Source organism: Secundilactobacillus kimchicus JCM 15530 (assembly GCF_001433995.1).
Classification (GTDB): domain Bacteria; phylum Bacillota; class Bacilli; order Lactobacillales; family Lactobacillaceae; genus Secundilactobacillus; species Secundilactobacillus kimchicus.
The window spans coordinates 442,610-462,866 of the sequence record NZ_AZCX01000001.1 but is presented as its reverse complement, the minus strand read 5'-3'; the positions used below and the strand labels follow the sequence as shown (position 1 = coordinate 462,866).

Here is a 20,257-nt window from a genome sequence, read left to right as displayed (position 1 = left end):
ATAATGAAAAATGTTCAAACGTATAGTGGTAAAAAGGTCTTTGTTTTGGGCCTAGCGAAGAGTGGGTATCATGCAGCGTTACTTTTGCAAAAACTCGGAGCCAAGGTAACGGTCAGTGATCAAAAAACGCTGCGTGATAATCCAGCTGCACAAACCTTAAAAGCTGCCGGTGTGACAGTTTTAACTGGCCCGCAAACGGCTGATCAATTGACGGATGATTTTGATTTAATGGTGAAAAACCCCGGGATTGCGTACGACGTTCCCTTAGTCCAAGCCGCCCTTGCTAAGCAGTTACCAATTATTACGGAAGTAGAGTTGGCTAGTGAAGTTAACGAAGGCGAACTCGTCGCCGTTACTGGTAGCAACGGTAAAACAACCACCACAACGATGATTACCAAAATTCTTAACCAAGAACGCGTTCAGGGCCGAAGCGCCTACGCCGGTAACATTGGTGTTCCAGCTAGTGAAGTCGCTCAGGAAATGACCGCTGATGACACATTGGTTCTAGAAGTGTCGAGTTTTATGTTGCTGGGAACGACGACGTTTCATCCCCACATTGCCGTTTTAACGAATATTTTTTCTAACCATTTAGACTATCACAAGACCCGTGAGAATTACGTTAACGCTAAAATGCGCATTACGGCAAACCAAACCGCGAACGATTACTTTGTCGTTAATTTTGATGCCCCAGAGTGGCGAACATTAGCGCAACGCAGTCAGGCTCAAATTGTCCCGTTTTCAAGACAAGCAGTGACAACTGATGGTGCCTACGAACAAGACGGCAATTTATACTTTAAGGGTGAACTTGTGATGGCTGCCAGTGACGTTCGTGTGCCTGGTACGCACAACATCGAAAACGCGTTAGCAGCCATTGCAGTCGCTAAGATTGAGGGACGTTCAAATGACGCTATTCGTCACGTGTTAACGACGTTTGGTGGGGTCCGACACAGAACGCAGTATGTTTTGACGGCCGCGGGCCGAAAGTATTATAACGATTCCAAAGCCACCGATATGGAAGCAACGGAAATGGCATTGAACGGATTTAAAGAACCCGTCGTGTTATTGGCTGGTGGACTAGATCGCGGTTATGAGTTTGACAATCTAGTGCCCTACTTTAAAGCACACGTTAAGGCGATTGTTTTGTTTGGTGAGACGCAACAGCTACTGGCAAAGGCCGCTAAAGCGGCAGGCATCTCAACGATTGCCTATGCTGAAAACGCGGAAGCTGCGGTTCCAATTGCCTACAATCTGAGTGCACCTGGCGATGTGATCTTGTTATCTCCTGCAAATGCAAGTTGGGATCAGTATCCAAACTTTGAAGTGCGGGGCGATCGGTTCATTGAAGCAGTTGAAGCCCTTACTGGTCAAAAGGAGGAACAGTAATGCGTTTAATGGTCTCAGGTGGCGGTACCGGGGGGCATATCTACCCGGCGCTGGCCGTTATTAACCAACTTAAAAAAAACGACCCCAACACCGAGGTCATGTACGTCGGTTCAAAGCGGGGAATTGAAAGTAGCATTGTGCCGCAACTCGGCCTGCCATTTGAAGCACTCGAGATCCAGGGATTTAAGCGGTCCCTGTCGCTTGAAAATTTTAAAACCTTGTACTTGTTCTTGAAAAGCGTTAGGATTGCGCGAAAATTGATCAAGAAGTTTCAACCTGACGTTGTGTTAGGGACTGGTGGGTACGTCTCGGGAGCTGTTTTGTACGCTGCGGCTAAGATGGGGGTCCCAACGGTGATCCACGAACAAAACAGTGTTGTCGGGGTGACCAATAAGTTTCTGAGCCGGTATGTCGATAAGATTGCAATTAATTTTGAGGCTGCTAGACGGCAATTTCCGGCGGCAAAAGTCGTGATGACTGGGAACCCACGGGCCCAAGAAGCTGTCAACGCTCCGGCTGATTTTTCGCTGAGTCGCTTTGGGTTGAAGGATGACGTTGCCACTGTCATGGTGGTTGGCGGTAGTCAAGGGGCGCTGAGACTCAACCAAGTGATGGTTGACGCCTTACCGACATTTGCTCAACGGGATTATCAGGTGGTCTTTGTGACTGGGCCTAAGCGGTTTGACGCAGTATCGGCTGAGCTCAAAAAAATGGGGACCGTCGCAAACGTTGCCGTTCAACCATATGTGGATAATATGCCAGCTGTTTTGCGGAAATTGTCGGCCATTGTGGGTCGGGCTGGCGCAACGACCCTAGCTGAAATTACGGCAATTGGTGTCCCGTCTATTTTGATTCCGAGTCCGTACGTCACGGCTGACCACCAAACCAAGAATGCTCAAAGTCTCGTTGATCAAGGGGCTGCTGTGATGATTAGAGAAGCCGACTTGTCTGCAACGACGTTGGTTTCAGCTATTGATCAATTGATGCTTGATTCGTCTCAGCGTGACAAAATGGCGCAGGCGTCCAAAAAAATGGGCAAACCACATGCGGCGGATGAAATGATTACGATTTTAAAATCAGTGACGCACGACGCGTAGGGGGGTCCTTTGATGGCCTTTAAATCCAAAAAGACAACTTCCAATTCCGAGCTCACCCCTTGGGAGAAGTATCAACAAGCTCAAAAACAACACGCTGCTGCTAAAAAGCATCGGCCTAAGTTGCGGATTGGTAAGAAGTTGCCCAAGCTCAAACAGCAAAAAGAACGTCAACTTAGCCGGCGGATGGGGATTCTCATCGGCTCTTTTGGCGTTGTTTTACTAATAGCGGTGTATTTTGTATCACCCCTTAGTCATATTAGCGCCATTCAAGTGGTAGGAAATCGTGAACTCACGAGTCGCCAAGTTGAAAATGTAGCCGCGGTTCACCGTGGTGATTCGATTTTCCGAGTGGTTGGCAAAAAAGACCAGTTGACGGCTTCGGCCGAAAAAAAGGAACCAAGAGTTCGCCAACTTTCTTTTGACATCAGCAATTTTAACCACTTAAAAATCCGGGTTAAGGAATACCCGACGGCTGGGTATGTGGCTTCGAAGGGGCAATATCAGGTTGCGCTAGAAAGCGGTGTGATTTCTAAGGAGACCCGGCAACAACCTTCAGGAAATTATCCGGTTTATGATAAATTTAACTCGCAGCAGACGTTACATAAAATGATTGTTCAATTTTCACAGTTACCGGATGACTTGAAGGGCGGAATTTCTGAAATTCAATACCTCCCAACGAAGTCTAATCCTGAGCGTATTCACGCCTTTATGAACGATGGTAACGAGGTTTATGCGAGTCTGTCCACCTTTGCCAAAAAGATGGCGTACTATCCAAGTATTGCCGAAAAAATGAAAACAAAGGGCGTTGTGAATTTGGAAGTTGGGGCGTATTCGTATCCCTTTAATTCTTAAGGAGTGGAAAACGCTTCACAATAGCACTTTTTTCCGGTAGGTCATTTGTGGTAAACTGAGTGTTAATATAGGACAAATTTTCATGAAAACAAACATAAATCATGTGGAATAGGGGAGGCTCCTACAGAATGGATACTTCAGGTATGTATGTGGGACTAGATATTGGAACAACCTCAATAAAAGTAATCGTGGCCGAATATCTTAAGGGCCAATTGAACGTTATTGGCGTTGGAAACGAGCGTTCAGCTGGCGTTAGCCGGGGCGTTATCGTTGATATTGACCAAGCAAGTGAAGCCATTGGTAAGGCGGTTAAAGCGGCTGAGGAAAAAGCCAGTGTGCAGATTCACGACGTGGTAGTCGGCATTTCAGCTAACATGCTGAAAATCGAGCCAGTCACTGGCACAATTGCCATTGGTGACGCGGCTCGAGAAATTACGGAGCAGGACGTTCAAGACGTTGCTTCAGCTGCAATTATTCAAAATTTGCCTCCGGAGCGGGAAATCGTGAACTTAGTCGCTGACGAATTCGTTGTTGATGGTTTTGATGGCATCAAAGACCCCCGTTCAATGGTCGGGGTTCGCCTTGAGATGCATGGGATGCTGTTTAGCGGACCAAAGACCATTGTGCATAATGCTAAAAAAGCAGCGGAACAGGCCGGCTTAAACGTGGAACTGGCCGTTGTGAGTCCGATCGCCCAGGGTAAGAGCATTTTAAGTGATGGTGAACAAGACTTTGGGACGATCATCATGGACCTTGGCGGCGGCCAGTCAACAGCGGCTGTTATTCATGATCACCGGTTGAAGTATGCCGATGTTGATCCTGAAGGCGGCGACTACATCACAAAAGACATCTCGGTCGTCTTAAACACGTCGATTGAAAACGCGGAAAAGTTAAAACGAAACTACGGCTATGCTGACGCTACTCAAGCTTCAGAAGAAAATGAGTTTCCAGTAGATGTTATTGGCCAAAGTCAACCGACCACGATTTCGGAACAGTATTTAGCAGAAATCATTGAGGCCCGATTGATGCAGATTTTTGATAAATTACGGGCTAAATTAGCGACAACTAATGCGCCTGGCTTACCCGGTGGGATTGTTTTAACCGGTGGAGTTGCTGCGTTACCAGGAATTGCTGATCTTGTTAAAGCCGAGTTTGATACGGCAGTTCGGGTGTCAATTCCTGATCAGATGGGGTTACGCCATCCGTCGTTTACGCAGGCGCTATCACTGGTTGATTATCGTGGTCAGATGAGCGAAGTTGACTTGTTGGTCCAATCAGCCGTTTCTGGTAGTGGGCAGTTAGCTGGCAAGGTTCAGGTGCCAGCAGATCCCACGCAGGTTCAAACCGAGGAAAAGGACTCTCGGCACCGCCCAGCTAAGCAGGTTGCTCGGGAACCCAAACAAAAGAAAAACCGTGGTCAAGGGCTGCGTGATTTCTTCAGCAACTTTTTTGATTAAAACGGACCAATTGGAGGGAAATAAAAATGGAATTTTCGTTAGACTCGGCTCAAAATCACGGTGCCAACATTAAAGTAATCGGTGTTGGTGGTGGCGGTGGTAACGCCGTTAACCGAATGATCTCCGAAGACGTTAAAGGGGTTGAATTCATTGTTGCTAACACTGATGTTCAAGCACTTGAAGCCTCAAAAGCAGAAACTAAGATCCAACTCGGACCAAAATTAACCCGCGGATTAGGGGCTGGATCCAATCCAGAGATTGGGGCAAAGGCCGCCCAGGAAAGCGAAGAACAGATTAGTGAAGCGTTAACCGGTGCCGACATGGTTTTTGTCACGGCCGGAATGGGTGGTGGTACCGGTAACGGTGCCGCTCCCGTTGTTGCTAAGATTGCCAAAGATTCTGGGGCTTTAACGGTTGGCGTTGTCACTCGACCGTTCACGTTTGAAGGTCCAAAGCGTTCCCGTTACGCAGCTGAAGGGGTCGCCTCAATGAAGGAAAACGTGGATACTCTGATTGTGATTGCTAATAACCGTCTGCTCGAAATGGTTGATAAAAAGACGCCAATGATGGAAGCTTTCCAAGAAGCTGATAACGTGTTACGTCAAGGGGTTCAAGGGATTTCAGACCTGATCACAAGCCCTGGTTACGTGAACCTGGACTTTGCCGATGTTAAGACAGTTATGAAGGACCAAGGCTCAGCACTTATGGGAGTCGGGGCAGCCAACGGCGAAAACCGAACAGCGGATGCCACCAAGAAAGCCATCTCGTCACCGCTTCTTGAAGTATCGATTGATGGTGCCGAACAAGTGCTTTTAAACATTACGGGTGGGCCAGACCTATCACTTTTCGAAGCTCAAGCTGCTTCCGAAATTGTGTCTGAGGCCGCAACCAGTGATGTTAACATTATCTTTGGGACTTCCATTGATGAGGATCTCGGTGACGAAGTTCGGGTGACGGTTATTGCAACCGGAATTGATGCTCGCAATAGCGGCACTGCGACGTCTCGAACAGCGCGCCGGGCCACTACGGACAACGCCACAGCCTTAAATGATCCGTTTAGCAACTGGTCATCAACACCTAATGAAGCACCCCGTCAAGAAACAAACCGGCCAGCACCGCGACCAGTGGACAATGAATTTGACGGTGTTTCGAAACCAGATTTTAACGTTTTTAATGACAATGACACGAACAACTCTTCAGACGATAGTGGGCTTGATACACCACCGTTCTTCAAGCATCGTCGTAAAAGCGACGATTAAACCAACCGGGGGAGGTCTGGATAATGGCAAGATTTAGTCTAAGCCGATTTTTTGGCGTTGACGATGATGATTATGATGCGTTTGAACAGACGGATGGTAGCGACCAAGCGACGTCCTCAACGACGTCACCTTCAGGAGCGCCAATCCGGCCAAACAATAAGGTTGTCTCGATTAACGCAGCGAAACCAACGTTAAATCAGATTGTGCTGTTTGAACCGCGACTTTATTCTGATGTTCAAGAGATTGCAAGCCAACTGATGAAAAATCAGGCGGCTGTCGTAAATTTTTCCAGAATTGAGCACGATCAGGCGGTTCGCATCGTCGATTTCTTAACGGGTGCTTTGTACGCCATCGATGGTGATATCGAAAGAATCGGAAACCAAATTTTTCTTTGCACGCCTAGTAACTATGAGGTTAGCGGTGATATTTCCGCTAACTTCTCAGACAACTTTAATAAGGAGTAAGCCGTTGATCAGTCTCATCAGTTTAATTTTTTACGTGTTGCAACGTCTGATCCAAGTTTACATTCTAGCGATTGTCGTTTATGCGTTACTCAGTTGGTTCCCGGGTGCTTATCAGACCGGACTTGGGCGACTATTGGCTCGAATCGTTGAGCCGTTTCAAAGCTGGTTTAACTGGGCGCATTTAGGCATGATCGGGTTCGCCCCACTGGTCGCAATTTTGGTTTTGACCGGGGTTCAATACGGCCTTCAGTACGTCCAAATTCTGTTGCTGAACCTGTTGTACTAGGAGGCAATCTTTTGGCAGACAATGTTGCACAACATTTTAGAAAAGACGAAGCGCCGTTTATTGAGACGGCGACGGGTTGGATTCAACAGGCCAGTGACGAGTATCGGCCGATTCTGACCCTTTTTTTGAATCCCCGGCAGCAATACATTTTAACGACTCTAGTCAATCGGGTTGAAGGCCTTAAACTAGGTCTTAACGGGGGATACCAGGCAGCTGAAATGAAGCGGGGATTAATTTATCCGGATTATTATGACATTCATGAAGCAGACTTTAGTCTGAGTTTGTTTGAAATTAACTATCCGATTAAGTTTACGGAATTGCACCATGGTCAAATTTTAGGAACCCTAATGGGGGCCGGTGTTGAACGCGGCGTTGTCGGTGATATCATCACGGATGACACGCGCTGGCAACTCGTCACCACCAATGAGATGAGTGAGTATGTCAGTTTGCAAATCGACCGAATTGGCAAGGTCAAAGTCCGTTTAGAACCGCTTAGCCTTGATCAAGTGATAACACCGGTAACGGCATGGGAGCAAAGCGAAACAACCTTGTCATCAGCTCGACTGGACAATGTTGTCGCAACGGCTTTTCACCTCTCACGACACCATGCGAAAGAATTGATTGAAGCGGGTCGGATTCAGTTGAACTGGACGGACTTTGACCGTCCTGATTATCAATTGGAATATGCAGACGTTGTTTCAGTTCGCGGTTATGGTCGGGTTCGGTTAGACAGCGTTGACGGCTTGACCAAACGGGAAAAGTTGCGGGTCACGTTGTCAATTTTACACAAATAAGTTTTGGGGGGATTCACATGGTACTCAGCCCAGTAGATATTCATAATAAGGAGTTTTCGACCAAGCTTCGGGGATATAACATCGACGAGGTCAACGATTTTTTAGAACAAATCATTAAGGATTATCAGATTACGCTAGATGAAAATAAAAAGCTGACCGAACAATTGGCCACCAGCGATGAAAAATTAAAGTATTTTACCGAGTTAAAAGACTCGTTGAACCAATCCATCATTGTTGCCCAAGAGGCGGCGGATAAGGTCAAAAATAACTCTCAGCGCGAGGCTGAGATTATTAATCAGGAGGCCCAGAAACAGGCCACTGATATTGTCAATGCCGCTAATGAGAAAGCCGACCAGCTAGTGAATGGCGCTGTTGAACAAGCTAAGCGGCTAGCCATTGAAACCGACGACTTGAAGAAGGGTGTTCGGGTTTTCCGTCAACGACTGGAAGTGATGTTAGACACCCAACTGGAAGTGGTAAAGGGCGGCGATTGGGATGACCTGTTAACCCAAGATAGTTCGTTTGATGAGTTGAAGCGCGCAATTGAGCAGTCTGAACTTGACAACGCTAACGGACAAGAGGTAAACTCAAACTCGCAAGCTCCGGTTTCAGAGAATCAATCGGCGGCCGATCAGGCACCGGAAGAGATTGAAGAAACCGAGCAAACAGTCAACTCGCAGAGTCCGGAAAATGTGGAAACAGTCGTCGTTTTCCCGGATGATGCGGATGACACTTATAAGTAAGAAAAACGTTCGGGGAACAGAAAGCGCGTGGTGACGTCATAGAGAGCCGGTGTTAGGTGAAAGTCCGGTGGCCACTCATCATTGTGCAGATCATCTTCGGGTTGTCTAGCCGAATGAGTAAGCTAGACCGGTACCGTGCCGTTATCACGAAGTAAAGAGAATTTTATAATTCTAAAATTGGGTGGTACCACGAAGACTTCGTCCCTTGGATGAGGTCTTTTTTTGTGGTTCTAATCCGAAAAATAAGGAGGGACCCTAATGCGGGTAAAAGAAACGCTTAATTTAGGTAAAACCAAGTTCAAAATGCGCGGTAATCTGCCAGTTAAGGAAGGGAATCGCGAAAAAGCTTGGGAAGAAAACGGGGTTTATCAACTTCGACAAAAAATAAATGAAGGTAAACCGACCTTCGTTCTTCATGATGGCCCGCCATATGCCAATGGTGACATTCACATGGGGCATGCACTCAACAAAATTTCGAAAGACTTTATTGTTCGTTTTAAGTCAATGAATGGTTTTCGGGCACCGTACGTGCCAGGTTGGGATACACACGGATTGCCTATTGAACAGAAATTAACGCAACAGGGTTACGACCGTAAGAAGATGTCGACCACGGAATTTAGAAAACTTTGTCGACAATATGCCCTGGAACAAGTGGATCGGCAACGAGAAGAATTTAAGCGACTAGGTGTTGCCGGTGACTGGGATAACCCATATTTGACCTTGAACCCTGAATTTGAAGCCCAAGAAGTTCGGGTGTTTGGTGCCTTTGCAAAACGGGGGTTAATCTTTAAGGGTAAAAAACCCGTTTTCTGGTCATGGTCATCTGAATCTGCCATGGCTGAAGCTGAAGTGGAATACCACGACGTGACTTCGCCATCAGCGTTTTATGGAGAACGCGTCGTTGACGGTAAAGGTGTCTTAGATACAGACACGTACTTGGTGGTTTGGACGACGACGCCATGGACGATTCCCGCTTCTGAGGGGATTACCGTGGATGCCACTTTTGACTATGCGGTTGTTCAACCAGCCGGCGAAACGCGTAAGTTCGTGGTTGCCGCTGAGCTATTGGCCGACGTGAGCGAAAAGTTTGGCTGGGAAGATGTGACAACGTTAAAAATGGTCAAAGGGGAAGCCCTAGACCGCGTCTTAACGCAGCATCCATTTTATCCTGAACGGAAATTAGTGACGATGCTCGGCGATTTTGTCACCTTAGATGCTGGGACTGGACTCGTCCACACGGCACCAGGATTTGGTGAAGATGACTTCCGTGTTGGTCAACAATACGGGCTTGATATTTTAGTGCCAGTTGATGATAAAGGCTATTTAACCGCCGAAGCTGGGCCAGATTTTGAAGGGGTCTTTTACGAAGACGGAAATCAGATTGCACTTGATAAGCTCAAAGAAGCGGGTGTGCTCCTTGACTATATGCCATACGAACACAGCTATCCATTTGACTGGCGGACTAAAAAGCCAGTTATTTTCCGGGCCACACCACAGTGGTTTGCGTCTGTTGATAAGATCAGAGATGAAATTCTTGCGGCTATTGACGATGTGACGTTCTTCCCAGATTGGGGTAAGAAGCGGCTCCATAATATGATTGCTGACCGGGGCGACTGGGTCATTTCCCGGCAACGCGTTTGGGGCGTTCCACTGCCAATCTTTTATGGTGAAGACGGTGAAGCCATCATCACAGAAGAAACCACTGAACACGTTGCCCAACTCTTTGAAAAATATGGATCAGATATTTGGTTTGATCGTGATGCAAAGGATCTGTTACCTGATGGGTTCACTTCACCGCATTCACCAAATGGCCAATTTACCAAGGAAACAGACATCATGGATGTTTGGTTTGATTCCGGTTCGTCACACCAAGGCGTGTTAGTTGAACGACCTGACTTGACTTACCCGGCCGACCTTTACCTTGAAGGGTCTGACCAGTACCGTGGCTGGTTCAACTCAAGTTTGATTACGAGTGTCGCTGTTTCGGGTCATGCGCCTTATAAGCAAGTCCTATCACAAGGGTTCACCCTTGATGGTCAAGGCCATAAAATGAGTAAGTCGTTGGGAAACACCATTGCACCAGCAGAAATCATCAAGCAAATGGGCGCTGAAATCATCCGGCTGTGGGTGGCTTCAGTGGACTCCAGCGCTGATGTTCGAGTGTCAGTGGATGCCTTCACCAAAATTTCTGATGCTTACAAGAAAATCAGAAATACGATGCGCTACATGTTGGCGAATACCAGCGATTTTGATCCGGAAACGGATGCTGTTGCCTACGATCAATTAGCTAGCGCAGACCAGTACATGTTGGTCCAATTCAACAACTTGGTCAAAGATGTGAAAGCTAAGTACGATACCTATGACTTTTTAGGTATTTATAAGCAGGTCATGAACTTTGTGATTAGTGATTTATCTGCGTTCTACTTGGATTTTGCAAAGGATATTTTGTACATCGACGCTGAAGCCAGCGCTAGTCGCCGGTCAATGCAAACAGTCCTTTACACCGTTGCCGTTGGGTTAACTAAGTTGCTCACACCAATTCTGCCACACACTGCCGAAGAAATTTGGGAATTCTTGAAGGAGCCCGAAGATTATGCGCAATTAGCGGAGATGCCCGTGGTTCAATCCTATGATAACCAAGCTGAATTGCTTGAGAACTGGGGGCGCTTCATGGCCCTTAGAAGTGATGTGCTGAAGGCGCTAGAGGAGGCGCGGGATGCGAAGTTAATCGGGAAGGCCTCGGAGGCTAAACTTGATCTATACGTCGATGATCAGTATCAAACGCTCTTGAAGGCGTTGGATACTAACGTTTCTCAGATTTTGATGGTTTCAGGGTTGACGGTTTCATCGTTAACGAGCGCACCCGATAACGCCGAAAACTTTGACGATGGTGTGGCTGTGCTAGTGAGTCAAGCGGACGGTGACGTTTGTGATCGCTGTCGGATGACTCGCGAAGACGTTGGTAGCGATCCGAGCTATCCACATTTCTGTGCTCGTTGTGCCAAAATTGTGCGTGAAAATTTCCCGGAAACGGTTGATTCAACTTTTGAAGATTACGAAAACTAATTAACTTTGAGCGTTCGAGACGGGAGTTTTGAACGCTCTTTGTTGTCAATGGAGGGTTCAGGGATGCTAACAGGTGTTGTTAAGAGTTATAACGAAAAAAACGGTTACGGCTTCATTACAAGTGATGATGGCGAAAACTTATTTGTTCACTACACGGGGATTGAAGGGGCTGGGTTTAAAACGCTAACTGCTGGGCAAAAAGTCCGCTTTGTTGTCGTGGAAGGCGCCAAGGGGCCCCAAGCAGTCAAGGTTGCCCTGGTAGACGATCAGAAAGATTCAGCTAAGGATTAACCCAAAAATTGCAAACCATATCGAAACTGTTAAAATGAACATATTAATTAAGGTGGTGAGCAGGTGAATCTTAAAGAAGAAGTGGTCGAGAAAAAACAGCTGTATCATGGCGCGATTATTGACCTTGAGCGGCAGACGGTTCGCTTGCCAAATGGTGAAACTGCGCATCGTGAAATTGTCCGGCATAGTGGGGCAGTTGGCGTGATTGCGATCACGGACGATGAGCGACTGATTTTGGTTAAGCAATGGCGGGCCCCGATTGGCCAGCCCACACTCGAGATTCCGGCAGGTAAGTTAGACGACCGCGATTCGACCAACACCGAACATGCGGCTAATCGTGAATTAAACGAAGAAATTAGGTTGCATGCGGGTCATTTAGAAAAAATTACTGGTTTTTATTCCTCAGTGGGATTTTCGGACGAGTATATGACACTATACTTAGCCACGGACCTTCAGCCAGTGGCCGATGAACTGCCAAGAGACGCCGGTGAGAACTTGGAAATTGTTAAGTACCGCCTACCAGAATTAAAGAAACTGATGGCAACCGGGCAGATTCAGGATGCTAAAACGGTGATGGCGGTATGGTACTTTGAATTGATGCAACACCAAGGTAGGTGATAACTATCGTCAATCGAAACGACCGTGATACTCAAAACGATGCTGGTGAAAAGCTCAGTCGGAGTGATTATCGAAAACAACAGCGCGCCCAAAAAGAGGCCTTTGAGAAGCGGGATCGAGAACGAATGCGGGCCGAACAGCGGTATGCTAAAACCCATGCCGAGGTGAATCAACAGACTGACCAGGTCTCACAGGAACTCTCAGAAAGAAAGCGTCAACGGTTAGGCCGACGACTAAACTGGGCCATTTTTTGGCTAAGTTTAGGTATTATCGCGGTCTTTCTCGTTCTGTTTTTTGTCGAATTTTAACATTATAAAGCGGGGTAAAGAATGAAATTTGGAATTTTATGTGCTATGGATGAGGAAATTGAAACCCTTAAACAGGCATTAACAAACGGCACAACCACGGACATTTCAGGAGTTACCTTTTATGAAGGCGACATTAACGGCCAATCGGTTGTTTTGGTTCGTTCGGGTATTGGTAAAGTGCAAGCGGGATTCACCACGGCGCTGTTGGTGACGAATTTTAATGTCAACGTTGTGATAAACTCGGGTTCAGCTGGTGGAATTGGTAAGGGACTGCACGTTGGAGACGTGGTATTATCAACGCAAACCGCGTATCACGATGTTGATGCCCGGGCATTTGACTACGAGTACGGGCAGTTACCTGGGCAGCCCGCGCGATTTGACGCGGACACAGGTTGGATTGCAAAATTAAAAACAGCCGCTGAAGAGACTGGATTAACGGTCAAGTCAGGCCTGATAGTCTCAGGGGATCAGTTTATTGCCAGTAAAACGGCCATTACCGAAATTTTAAAACACTTTCCCGATGCGCTCTCAAGCGAAATGGAGGGCGCTGCCGTGGGTCAGGTTGCTCACCAGTTTGGGGTGCCATACGTGGTTGTTCGGGCAATGTCAGATGTTGGTGATGAAAACGCTGGTGTTAGCTTTGATGACTTTATTATTGAGGCCGGTAAACGTTCTGCAGCGATGCTGTTGGCGTTGTTTAAAACGGTTTAACTTGTAAAATGGAGGAATAATCGTGTCAGAAATTTATCTAGATAATGCGGCAACGACACCTATTTCAGATGAAGTCCTCGACGAAATGACGGATAAGCTGAAAAACGTTTATGGTAACGCCTCAACCCTTTATGGATTAGGCCGTACTGCCCATACCATTCTTGAAGAAAGTCGCCATACGATTGCTCAAAGTCTCAACGCTGATGATAACGAAATTGTGTTTACCAGCGGTGGGACCGAAAGCGATAACACGGCAATTATGCAAACGGCAATCGCTCGTCAGAATCTGGGGAAGCATATTATTACGACCGCGGTTGAGCACCAAGCGGTGTTGCAACCCTTAGCTTACTTGGAATCTCAGGGGTACGAAGTGACGTACCTACCCGTTGATGAAACCGGAACGATTTCACTGGCCGATTTTAAGGCCGCGTTACGGGATGATACCATCCTAGTGACGATTATGACCGGTAATAATGAGGTCGGTGCGACCATGCCGATCCACGAGATCGGCACAATTTTGGCTGACCATCAGGCTTGGTTCCATACCGATGCGGTTCAAGCATACGGATTGTTGGATATTGACGTTAAACGTGACCACATTGACTTGTTGTCAACTTCGGCTCACAAGATTAACGGACCCAAAATGGTTGGCTTTTTGTACCGGCGAGAAGGGGTAAACTTCCCGAGTTTCCTTAAGGGCGGCGAGCAAGAGGAAAAACGTCGTGCCGGGACCGAAAACATTCCGGGAATTGCTGGAATGGCAACTGCCGTGACGGCAATTACGCCAACTGAAAAGGCCCATCGCCAAGAGAAATACGCGGGGTTCAAGCAACAAATTGTTAAGGGTCTCACTGACGCCAACGTTGATTTTGAAGTGAATGGGTCGCTGGCTAGCGATCAACTACAACACGTTTTAAATATTTGGCTGAAGGGGATTTCCACCTACGTGATGCAAACGAACCTGGATCTCGCTGGGATTGCTGTTTCTGGTGGATCAGCATGTACTGCTGGGTCAATTGAACCTTCCCACGTGCTAATCGCAATGTACGGGGCGGACAGTCCACGAATTTCAGAATCGATCCGGATCAGTTTCGGGCGGTATACGACCACTGAGGACGTGGCCAAATTCATTGAGTCAACGGTCGCCATTGTCGATCGGTTGAAATCAAAACGAGGGGTGCATGAGTAATGGCGTACAGCAAAGAAACGACACTAAAGGGAGACACGGTGACTTACACGTTAAGTCCAGCCGCTAAAAAATTTGCGTTAAAGGATGTTGGGTTTAACGAAACAAAGCGGGGGAACTTTGTTTTGGAACGGGGCCTAGATCCGGACTCACCATACAATCCTAAAGTGACGTTAAAAATAACAGTAGATGCTGATTTAACGGGATTTTGGATGAAAGCACTGACGTCAAACGGCCTTCACGAAGTTAACATTTTTGAGTTGCCAGAATCCAAAGGCATGGTAGAGCAGTTTCGTTACAATATGAATGCCATGATTGAGCGCGATATTTTAATGCCTGTCGCAGACTAACGCGACATAGTTGCATTTGTTGACATTTCCTTGTAAACTGAAAATTACTGGATTTTTGCGACCTTCAACTCGTAGATTCTCCAGAATCTAATCATGAAGTGATGGTGATACAAATGCAGGACAACAGCAAAATTCGTGTCGTTGTCGGCATGAGTGGTGGTGTTGACTCTTCCGTTGTCGCTTTGCGGCTTAAGCAGCAGGGTTATGACGTCGTTGGTGTGTTTATGAAAAACTGGGACGACACTGACGAAAACGGGGTCTGTACCGCGACTGAAGATTACAAGGACGTGGCCAAAGTAGCGGCCAAGATTGGGATTCCCTACTACTCAGTCAATTTTGAAAAAGAGTATTGGGACCGGGTTTTCACGTACTTTTTAGACGAGTACAAGAAGGGGCGGACACCTAATCCGGATGTCATTTGTAATAAGGAAATCAAGTTCAAAGCCTTCTTAGATTACGCGCTTGAGCTTGGTGCTGACTACGTGGCAACGGGGCATTATGCCCAGTTAAACCGGGATGCTGACGGGCACATGCACTTGATGCGGGCCGTTGACTCAAATAAGGATCAGACTTATTTCTTGAGTCAGTTGTCAACTGAGCAGTTAGACCGGGTCATGTTTCCAATTGGTGATTTGGAGAAACCCCAAGTGCGGAAAATGGCTGAGGAAGCTGGCTTGGCAACCGCCCACAAGAAGGACTCCGTTGGAATTTGTTTTATTGGCGAGAAGAATTTCAAGTCGTTCTTAGGCCAGTATCTGCCGGCGACCCCCGGTCAAATGATGACCGTTGACGGTGAGGTCAAGGGTGAGCACGCAGGCTTGATGTACTATACAATCGGTCAGCGTCGAGGTCTTGGCATTGGTGGCGATGGCGAAGACAACGAGCCGTGGTTTGTGATTGGTAAGGATCTCAAGAAAAACGTTCTGTATGTGGGCAAGGGTTATCATAACGAGCACTTGTACGCGACGCACTTAGATGCTTCTGACATTCACTGGGTTAATAATTTGGATCGTGGTCAGGACTTCCACTGTACGGCGAAGTTCCGATATCGTCAGGTTGATACCGGTGTAACGGTTCACCTGTCAGATGATGGGCAAACAGTGACGGTGGCTTTTGATGATCCAGTCCGGGCCATTACACCAGGCCAGGCGGTTGTTTTCTACGATGGCAGCGAGTGTTTAGGGAGCGCCATTATCGACCGAGCTTACAAGGCCAGTCACGAATTACAATACGTATAATAGTTAAGCATTGGTGTGATGCCAATGCTAGCCAGGGCGCATTAGCGACCCTGGCTTTTTCGTTTGATCATGACTAGTGTGACTTCGAAAACCGCTGGTGCAGGCTTTGCTAAATCGCGGTAAAACTGGCATAATGGAACGGGATATTTTGACTTTATCATTCAAATACTGGTAGGAATAAAGAGGAAAAACAGTGAGACTTTATTTTTTGAGACACGGTAAAACAAAATGGAATTTAGAATCCCGCTATCAAGGGGCTGGCGGTGATTCACCGTTGCTTGCGACGAGTTATGATGAGATTGAGCAGGCAGCCGCCTACTTGGACCAGGTTCCTTTTAGGCACGTTTTTTCAAGCCCAATTAAACGAGCATTTGACACAGCACTTGGTGTGATGCGCCGTTTTGATCAAAATCCAATGCCTGGGCTGACGCTCCTGAGTCAACTTGAGGAGTTTCACCTTGGTCAACTTGAGGGTATGACTTTTTCAGAAGCGAAACGCCAATTTCCAGCGCAGTTTAATGCGTTTCGAAACGCTCCTGACCAATATGAGCCCGGCGTTATTGGTGGGGAAAGTTTTCCTGAGTTGATCAAGCGAATGACACCGGCTATCCAGACGATTGTTCAATCATTTTCAGCTCCCCACGACAACGTCTTGGTGGTCAGTCACGGGGCAGCTCTAAACGCTGAAATTAATGCACTATTAGGAATCCCACTTGCCCATCTCCGGGATCGCGGTGGTTTGAGTAACACGTCGACCACAGTCCTTGAAACGCTTGATGCAGGGCAGTCATTTCGGCTAATTGATTGGAACAATACGAGTTATCTGACCGGTCCAAGGGACCAGACAGATACGATCTAACGGATTGGAGAAACGCCATGAGTGAACAAGAAGAAAACGATAAGCAACAACAGGCAGAGGTGTTGTTACACCGACTCATTCAAGAAATCGATGATGATCCTAATAACTACCACACTTACTATGATTTATCAGCACTACTGATTGAGTTAAAAAGCTATACGCAGGCTGAAGAATTGCTGATAAAAGCGCTTGGCTTATTTGGTGATCGTGGGCGGAAAACAACGGACACCTTAACTTACGGATTAGGTAACGTGTACTACGCAGCGGGAGAATACCAAAAAGCCATTGAGCAGTATGGCAAAGTCAAGGATCAAAAACTTCAAAAAGATGCGTATTTAATGGTAGCTCAGAGCTATATGGGAACGGGCAATCACAAATTAGCCTTGGCTTTTGCGCTGACAGCTGGCGAACATAGTCAGCAGGATCCCGCAGTTAACCAACTGATTGCGGATAACTTTTTGGCGTTAGGCCACTTTAAAGAAGCTGCTGATTATTTTGATCGTGTCCTAGCGAGTCAACCACGGAATGGGCGTGCTCAGTTTGACCGTGGTATTACGGCGATCATTCTTGAGCAGGATGCAACTCGCTATTTTGAGCAAGCTAAACAACTGGACGCGGCCTATTACGAGAAGGGCCAACAGCGATTAGCTGATATTCAGGGTGCATTAAATCAGCGTCAAAAGGAAAGTACCGACAATTAGAAGGGGGCCACGGCATGGCAACTGACAGTATCAGCTTATTTGAATCCACCGATGAAACCAGTCAGCCATACGTGGTTGGCAAGGTTGCAACCACTTTTTTTGAAAGTCCCGATAGCTTTTATAAGGTACTATTGGTGTCTGTGACCGAAACAAATCTTGAATGGCAGGAGCCAGAAATTGTTGTGACTGGTAGCTTTGCCGATATTGCCGACGAAGCTGCATACCGGTTTTTCGGTCGGTTGGTGGAACATCCCAAATATGGGCAACAGTTTCAGGCCACAAACTATCAAAACGAGACGCCGACTTCGAAATCCGGCTTGATTAGTTACTTATCCTCTGACGAATTTCCGGGAATTGGTCAAAAAACAGCTGAACGGGTTGTAGAAGCGCTTGGAACAACCACGATTGATAAAATTAATGCCAACCCAGCGGTTCTTAACCCACTAGGCCTATCCGCTAAAGTCAAGGACACCTTAGTGACGACCCTTGCGGCAAATAACGGGGTTGAACAAATTATTATTGGGCTAAATGGTTACGGTTTTGGTAGCCAGTTGGCCAGTGCCATATTTGAAAAATATAAAGAAAAAACGCTTTCCGTCATTCAGGAGAACCCATATCAACTTGTAGAAGATATTAGTGGAGTGAGTTTTAAGCGGGCTGATCAAATTGCTGCTCAGCTGGGTATCGAATTCGATTCACCCAAGCGGATCCAAGCCGGGATTTTACAGGCGCTTAACGAATTGGCCATGGCGGAGGGAAACACTTATACAACCGCTCGGCCGCTCCTGACCCGGACAATCAGCTTACTTCAAGAAAGTCGTCAACAGGAAGTTGCACCGCAGTTAATTGCTGACGAATTATTAGAATTAGGCCGCCAACAAAAAGTCGTTGGCGAAGATGACCGAATTTTTCTGAAGAGTTTGTTTGATACGGAATGGCAAATTGCGGAGCACTTAAACCGGCTCCTGCACGCTGATTTTACGGATGACTTCAACGATGAGGCCATTCAAAAGCAGCTTCGAGTGGTGGAAAAGCATCAGGGAATCACATACGATGATTCTCAAAATGACGCAATTAAGGCGGCCATTCAGTCCCCACTGTTTCTCCTAACGGGTGGGCCAGGGACTGGTAAAACGACGATTATCAATGGGATTGTGAACCTTTATGCCCGGTTGCATGAGATTTCGCTAGACATTAACCAGTACAAGGACAAACCATTTCCCATCTTATTAGCGGCCCCTACCGGACGTGCAGCGAAACGGATGAGTGAAACAACCGGATTACCAGCAAGTACAATTCACCGGCTTTTAGGTTTGACCGGCCGCGAGTCAACGACTGATGTGAATGCAGCCAAGGATTTGGAAGGGGCCATTTTAATTATCGATGAGATGTCGATGGTCGATGTCTACTTGTTTAAAACGCTCCTACGTGCTATTCCGGACGGGATGCGGGTGATTCTTGTCGGGGATAAAGACCAGTTGCCGTCTGTTGGCCCTGGTCAGGTCTTTTTTGATCTCCTTGCCAGTCACCGTGTTCCGGCAATTGAACTGGATACGATTTACCGTCAAAGTGGGGCGTCATCAATCATTCCGTTGGCTCATGAGATTAAGAATGGACGGTTACCAGCAGATTTTGAAAAGAATCAGACCGATCGCTCATTTATTGCCTGCCAAGCTTATCAGATGCCATCTGTGGTTGAGCAAATTATTTCGCGCGCAATGGCCAAGGGGTTCACTGCTGACGACATTCAGGTGTTAGCCCCGATGTACCGGGGACCAGCAGGGGTGACGAACCTAAATACCATCATTCAAGATATTATGAATCCTAAAACGGAAAGCCACAAAAAAGAAGTCGAGTTTCGTGGCGAGACTTTTCGGATTGGAGACAAGGTTCTGCATCTTGTGAACAGTCCCGAAAACAACGTGTTCAATGGTGATATTGGCCGGATTACCGGGATTGCCTACGCTAAGGACAAGGGCAACACTGATCGCGCAGATAAGCTCACAATTGCCTTTGATCAAAACGAAGTGACATACGGCCGTAACGATTGGTCACGTTTAACGTTGGCGTATTGTACGACGATCCACAAGGCTCAGGGAAGTCAGTTCAAAATGGTGATTTTACCAATGGTGATGCAGTACGCGCGGATGCTGCAACGAAATTTACTCTACACAGCGGTCACGCGTGCCAAGAAGACCTTGATTATGTTAGGGGATAGTCAAGCCTTTCAACGAAGTGTTGAAAACGAGTCGGTTAATCGATTAACAGTTTTGAAAGAGCGCATGACAAAGACGATTTCAGAAAGCGTTGAACCAGTGACAACGGCTGATCAGGTTTCTAAAGAAGCACCAGCAAACGTCGGTTCAGGGGCGACCGAACCAGTTGGAACAGAACCCCTTTCAGTTGAGAATTCGCCCGAATCATCGCAAGCCACGGGACCACTGACCCCAACCCTGCTAGCAAGCGGTAAGATTGATCCAATGATTGGGATGCAGGGCATCACGCCAAAATCGTTCATGCCAAGTCGAGAATAGCTTGCGCCGACGTTGAAAAGTTGCGATAATATTGTTATTGAGATTACGTGGAGGTATACG

20 protein-coding genes are annotated in these 20,257 nt (G+C 47.0%); all 20 read left to right on the top strand.

Features of this window, described 5'->3' with window-relative positions:
* The first annotated feature begins 3 nt into the window (after nucleotides 1-3).
* The 20 genes from murD (at nucleotide 4) to recD2 (ending at nucleotide 20,197) form a co-directional block, all read left to right on the top strand.
* On the top strand, nucleotides 4-1,383 hold the full coding sequence (gene murD / locus FC96_RS02335; protein WP_056941855.1) for a UDP-N-acetylmuramoyl-L-alanine--D-glutamate ligase: 1,380 nt from the start codon (nucleotides 4-6) through the stop codon (nucleotides 1,381-1,383).
* Nucleotides 1,383-2,480: an undecaprenyldiphospho-muramoylpentapeptide beta-N-acetylglucosaminyltransferase gene (murG, locus tag FC96_RS02330; protein ID WP_056941854.1), complete on the top strand. Its 1,098-nt coding sequence runs from the start codon at nucleotides 1,383-1,385 to the stop codon at nucleotides 2,478-2,480. The genes murD and murG overlap by 1 nt, the downstream gene beginning before the upstream one ends.
* 12 nt (nucleotides 2,481-2,492) lie before the next feature.
* A complete protein-coding gene (locus FC96_RS02325; RefSeq protein WP_056941853.1) occupies nucleotides 2,493-3,332 on the top strand; it encodes a cell division protein FtsQ/DivIB in 840 nt (279 codons plus the stop codon).
* 128 nt (nucleotides 3,333-3,460) lie between these two features.
* Nucleotides 3,461-4,789 (top strand): cell division protein FtsA, encoded by a 1,329-nt coding sequence (gene ftsA / locus FC96_RS02320; protein WP_082593148.1) that lies wholly within the window; start codon nucleotides 3,461-3,463, stop codon nucleotides 4,787-4,789.
* A gap of 26 nt (nucleotides 4,790-4,815) precedes the next feature.
* A complete protein-coding gene (gene ftsZ / locus FC96_RS02315; RefSeq protein ID WP_054659718.1) occupies nucleotides 4,816-6,048 on the top strand; it encodes a cell division protein FtsZ in 1,233 nt (410 codons plus the stop codon).
* Between the two features lie 23 nt (nucleotides 6,049-6,071).
* Nucleotides 6,072-6,512: a cell division protein SepF gene (locus tag FC96_RS02310; RefSeq protein WP_054659716.1), complete on the top strand. Its 441-nt coding sequence runs from the start codon at nucleotides 6,072-6,074 to the stop codon at nucleotides 6,510-6,512.
* Between the two features lie 4 nt (nucleotides 6,513-6,516).
* Nucleotides 6,517-6,798, top strand: coding sequence for a YggT family protein (locus tag FC96_RS02305; protein WP_056941851.1), 282 nt, complete (start codon nucleotides 6,517-6,519; stop codon nucleotides 6,796-6,798).
* Nucleotides 6,799-6,809: 11 nt separating this feature from the next.
* Complete coding sequence (locus FC96_RS02300; protein ID WP_056941850.1) at nucleotides 6,810-7,592, top strand: YlmH family RNA-binding protein; 783 nt, start codon at nucleotides 6,810-6,812, stop codon at nucleotides 7,590-7,592.
* A 17-nt stretch (nucleotides 7,593-7,609) separates the two neighbouring features.
* The gene (locus tag FC96_RS02295; protein ID WP_056941849.1) at nucleotides 7,610-8,335 is read left to right on the top strand and encodes a DivIVA domain-containing protein; all 726 of its coding nucleotides are present in this window, start codon (nucleotides 7,610-7,612) and stop codon (nucleotides 8,333-8,335) included.
* A gap of 258 nt (nucleotides 8,336-8,593) precedes the next feature.
* Nucleotides 8,594-11,401 (top strand): isoleucine--tRNA ligase, encoded by a 2,808-nt coding sequence (gene ileS, locus FC96_RS02290; RefSeq protein ID WP_056941848.1) that lies wholly within the window; start codon nucleotides 8,594-8,596, stop codon nucleotides 11,399-11,401.
* A 63-nt stretch (nucleotides 11,402-11,464) separates the two neighbouring features.
* A complete protein-coding gene (locus tag FC96_RS02285; protein ID WP_056941847.1) occupies nucleotides 11,465-11,692 on the top strand; it encodes a cold-shock protein in 228 nt (75 codons plus the stop codon).
* Nucleotides 11,693-11,755: 63 nt separating this feature from the next.
* Nucleotides 11,756-12,310, top strand: coding sequence for an NUDIX hydrolase (locus FC96_RS02280; protein WP_056941846.1), 555 nt, complete (start codon nucleotides 11,756-11,758; stop codon nucleotides 12,308-12,310).
* Complete coding sequence (locus FC96_RS02275; protein WP_056941845.1) at nucleotides 12,307-12,618, top strand: hypothetical protein; 312 nt, start codon at nucleotides 12,307-12,309, stop codon at nucleotides 12,616-12,618. Before FC96_RS02280 ends, FC96_RS02275 begins: the two co-directional genes overlap by 4 nt.
* Before the next feature lie 21 nt (nucleotides 12,619-12,639).
* Nucleotides 12,640-13,329, top strand: a complete 690-nt coding sequence (locus tag FC96_RS02270; RefSeq protein ID WP_056941844.1) for a 5'-methylthioadenosine/adenosylhomocysteine nucleosidase — start codon at nucleotides 12,640-12,642, stop codon at nucleotides 13,327-13,329.
* Between the two features lie 22 nt (nucleotides 13,330-13,351).
* Nucleotides 13,352-14,518: a cysteine desulfurase family protein gene (locus tag FC96_RS02265; RefSeq protein WP_056941843.1), complete on the top strand. Its 1,167-nt coding sequence runs from the start codon at nucleotides 13,352-13,354 to the stop codon at nucleotides 14,516-14,518.
* On the top strand, nucleotides 14,518-14,865 hold the full coding sequence (locus FC96_RS02260) for a DUF1831 domain-containing protein (protein WP_056941842.1): 348 nt from the start codon (nucleotides 14,518-14,520) through the stop codon (nucleotides 14,863-14,865). The genes FC96_RS02265 and FC96_RS02260 overlap by 1 nt, the downstream gene beginning before the upstream one ends.
* A gap of 113 nt (nucleotides 14,866-14,978) precedes the next feature.
* Nucleotides 14,979-16,103 (top strand): tRNA 2-thiouridine(34) synthase MnmA, encoded by a 1,125-nt coding sequence (mnmA, locus tag FC96_RS02255; RefSeq protein ID WP_056941841.1) that lies wholly within the window; start codon nucleotides 14,979-14,981, stop codon nucleotides 16,101-16,103.
* Between the two features lie 193 nt (nucleotides 16,104-16,296).
* Nucleotides 16,297-16,962, top strand: a complete 666-nt coding sequence (locus FC96_RS02250) for a histidine phosphatase family protein (RefSeq protein WP_056941840.1) — start codon at nucleotides 16,297-16,299, stop codon at nucleotides 16,960-16,962.
* A 17-nt stretch (nucleotides 16,963-16,979) separates the two neighbouring features.
* Complete coding sequence (locus FC96_RS02245; protein WP_054659712.1) at nucleotides 16,980-17,663, top strand: tetratricopeptide repeat protein; 684 nt, start codon at nucleotides 16,980-16,982, stop codon at nucleotides 17,661-17,663.
* 14 nt (nucleotides 17,664-17,677) lie between these two features.
* Nucleotides 17,678-20,197, top strand: coding sequence for an SF1B family DNA helicase RecD2 (gene recD2 / locus FC96_RS02240; RefSeq protein ID WP_056941839.1), 2,520 nt, complete (start codon nucleotides 17,678-17,680; stop codon nucleotides 20,195-20,197).
* The last annotated feature ends 60 nt before the right edge of the window (nucleotides 20,198-20,257 follow it).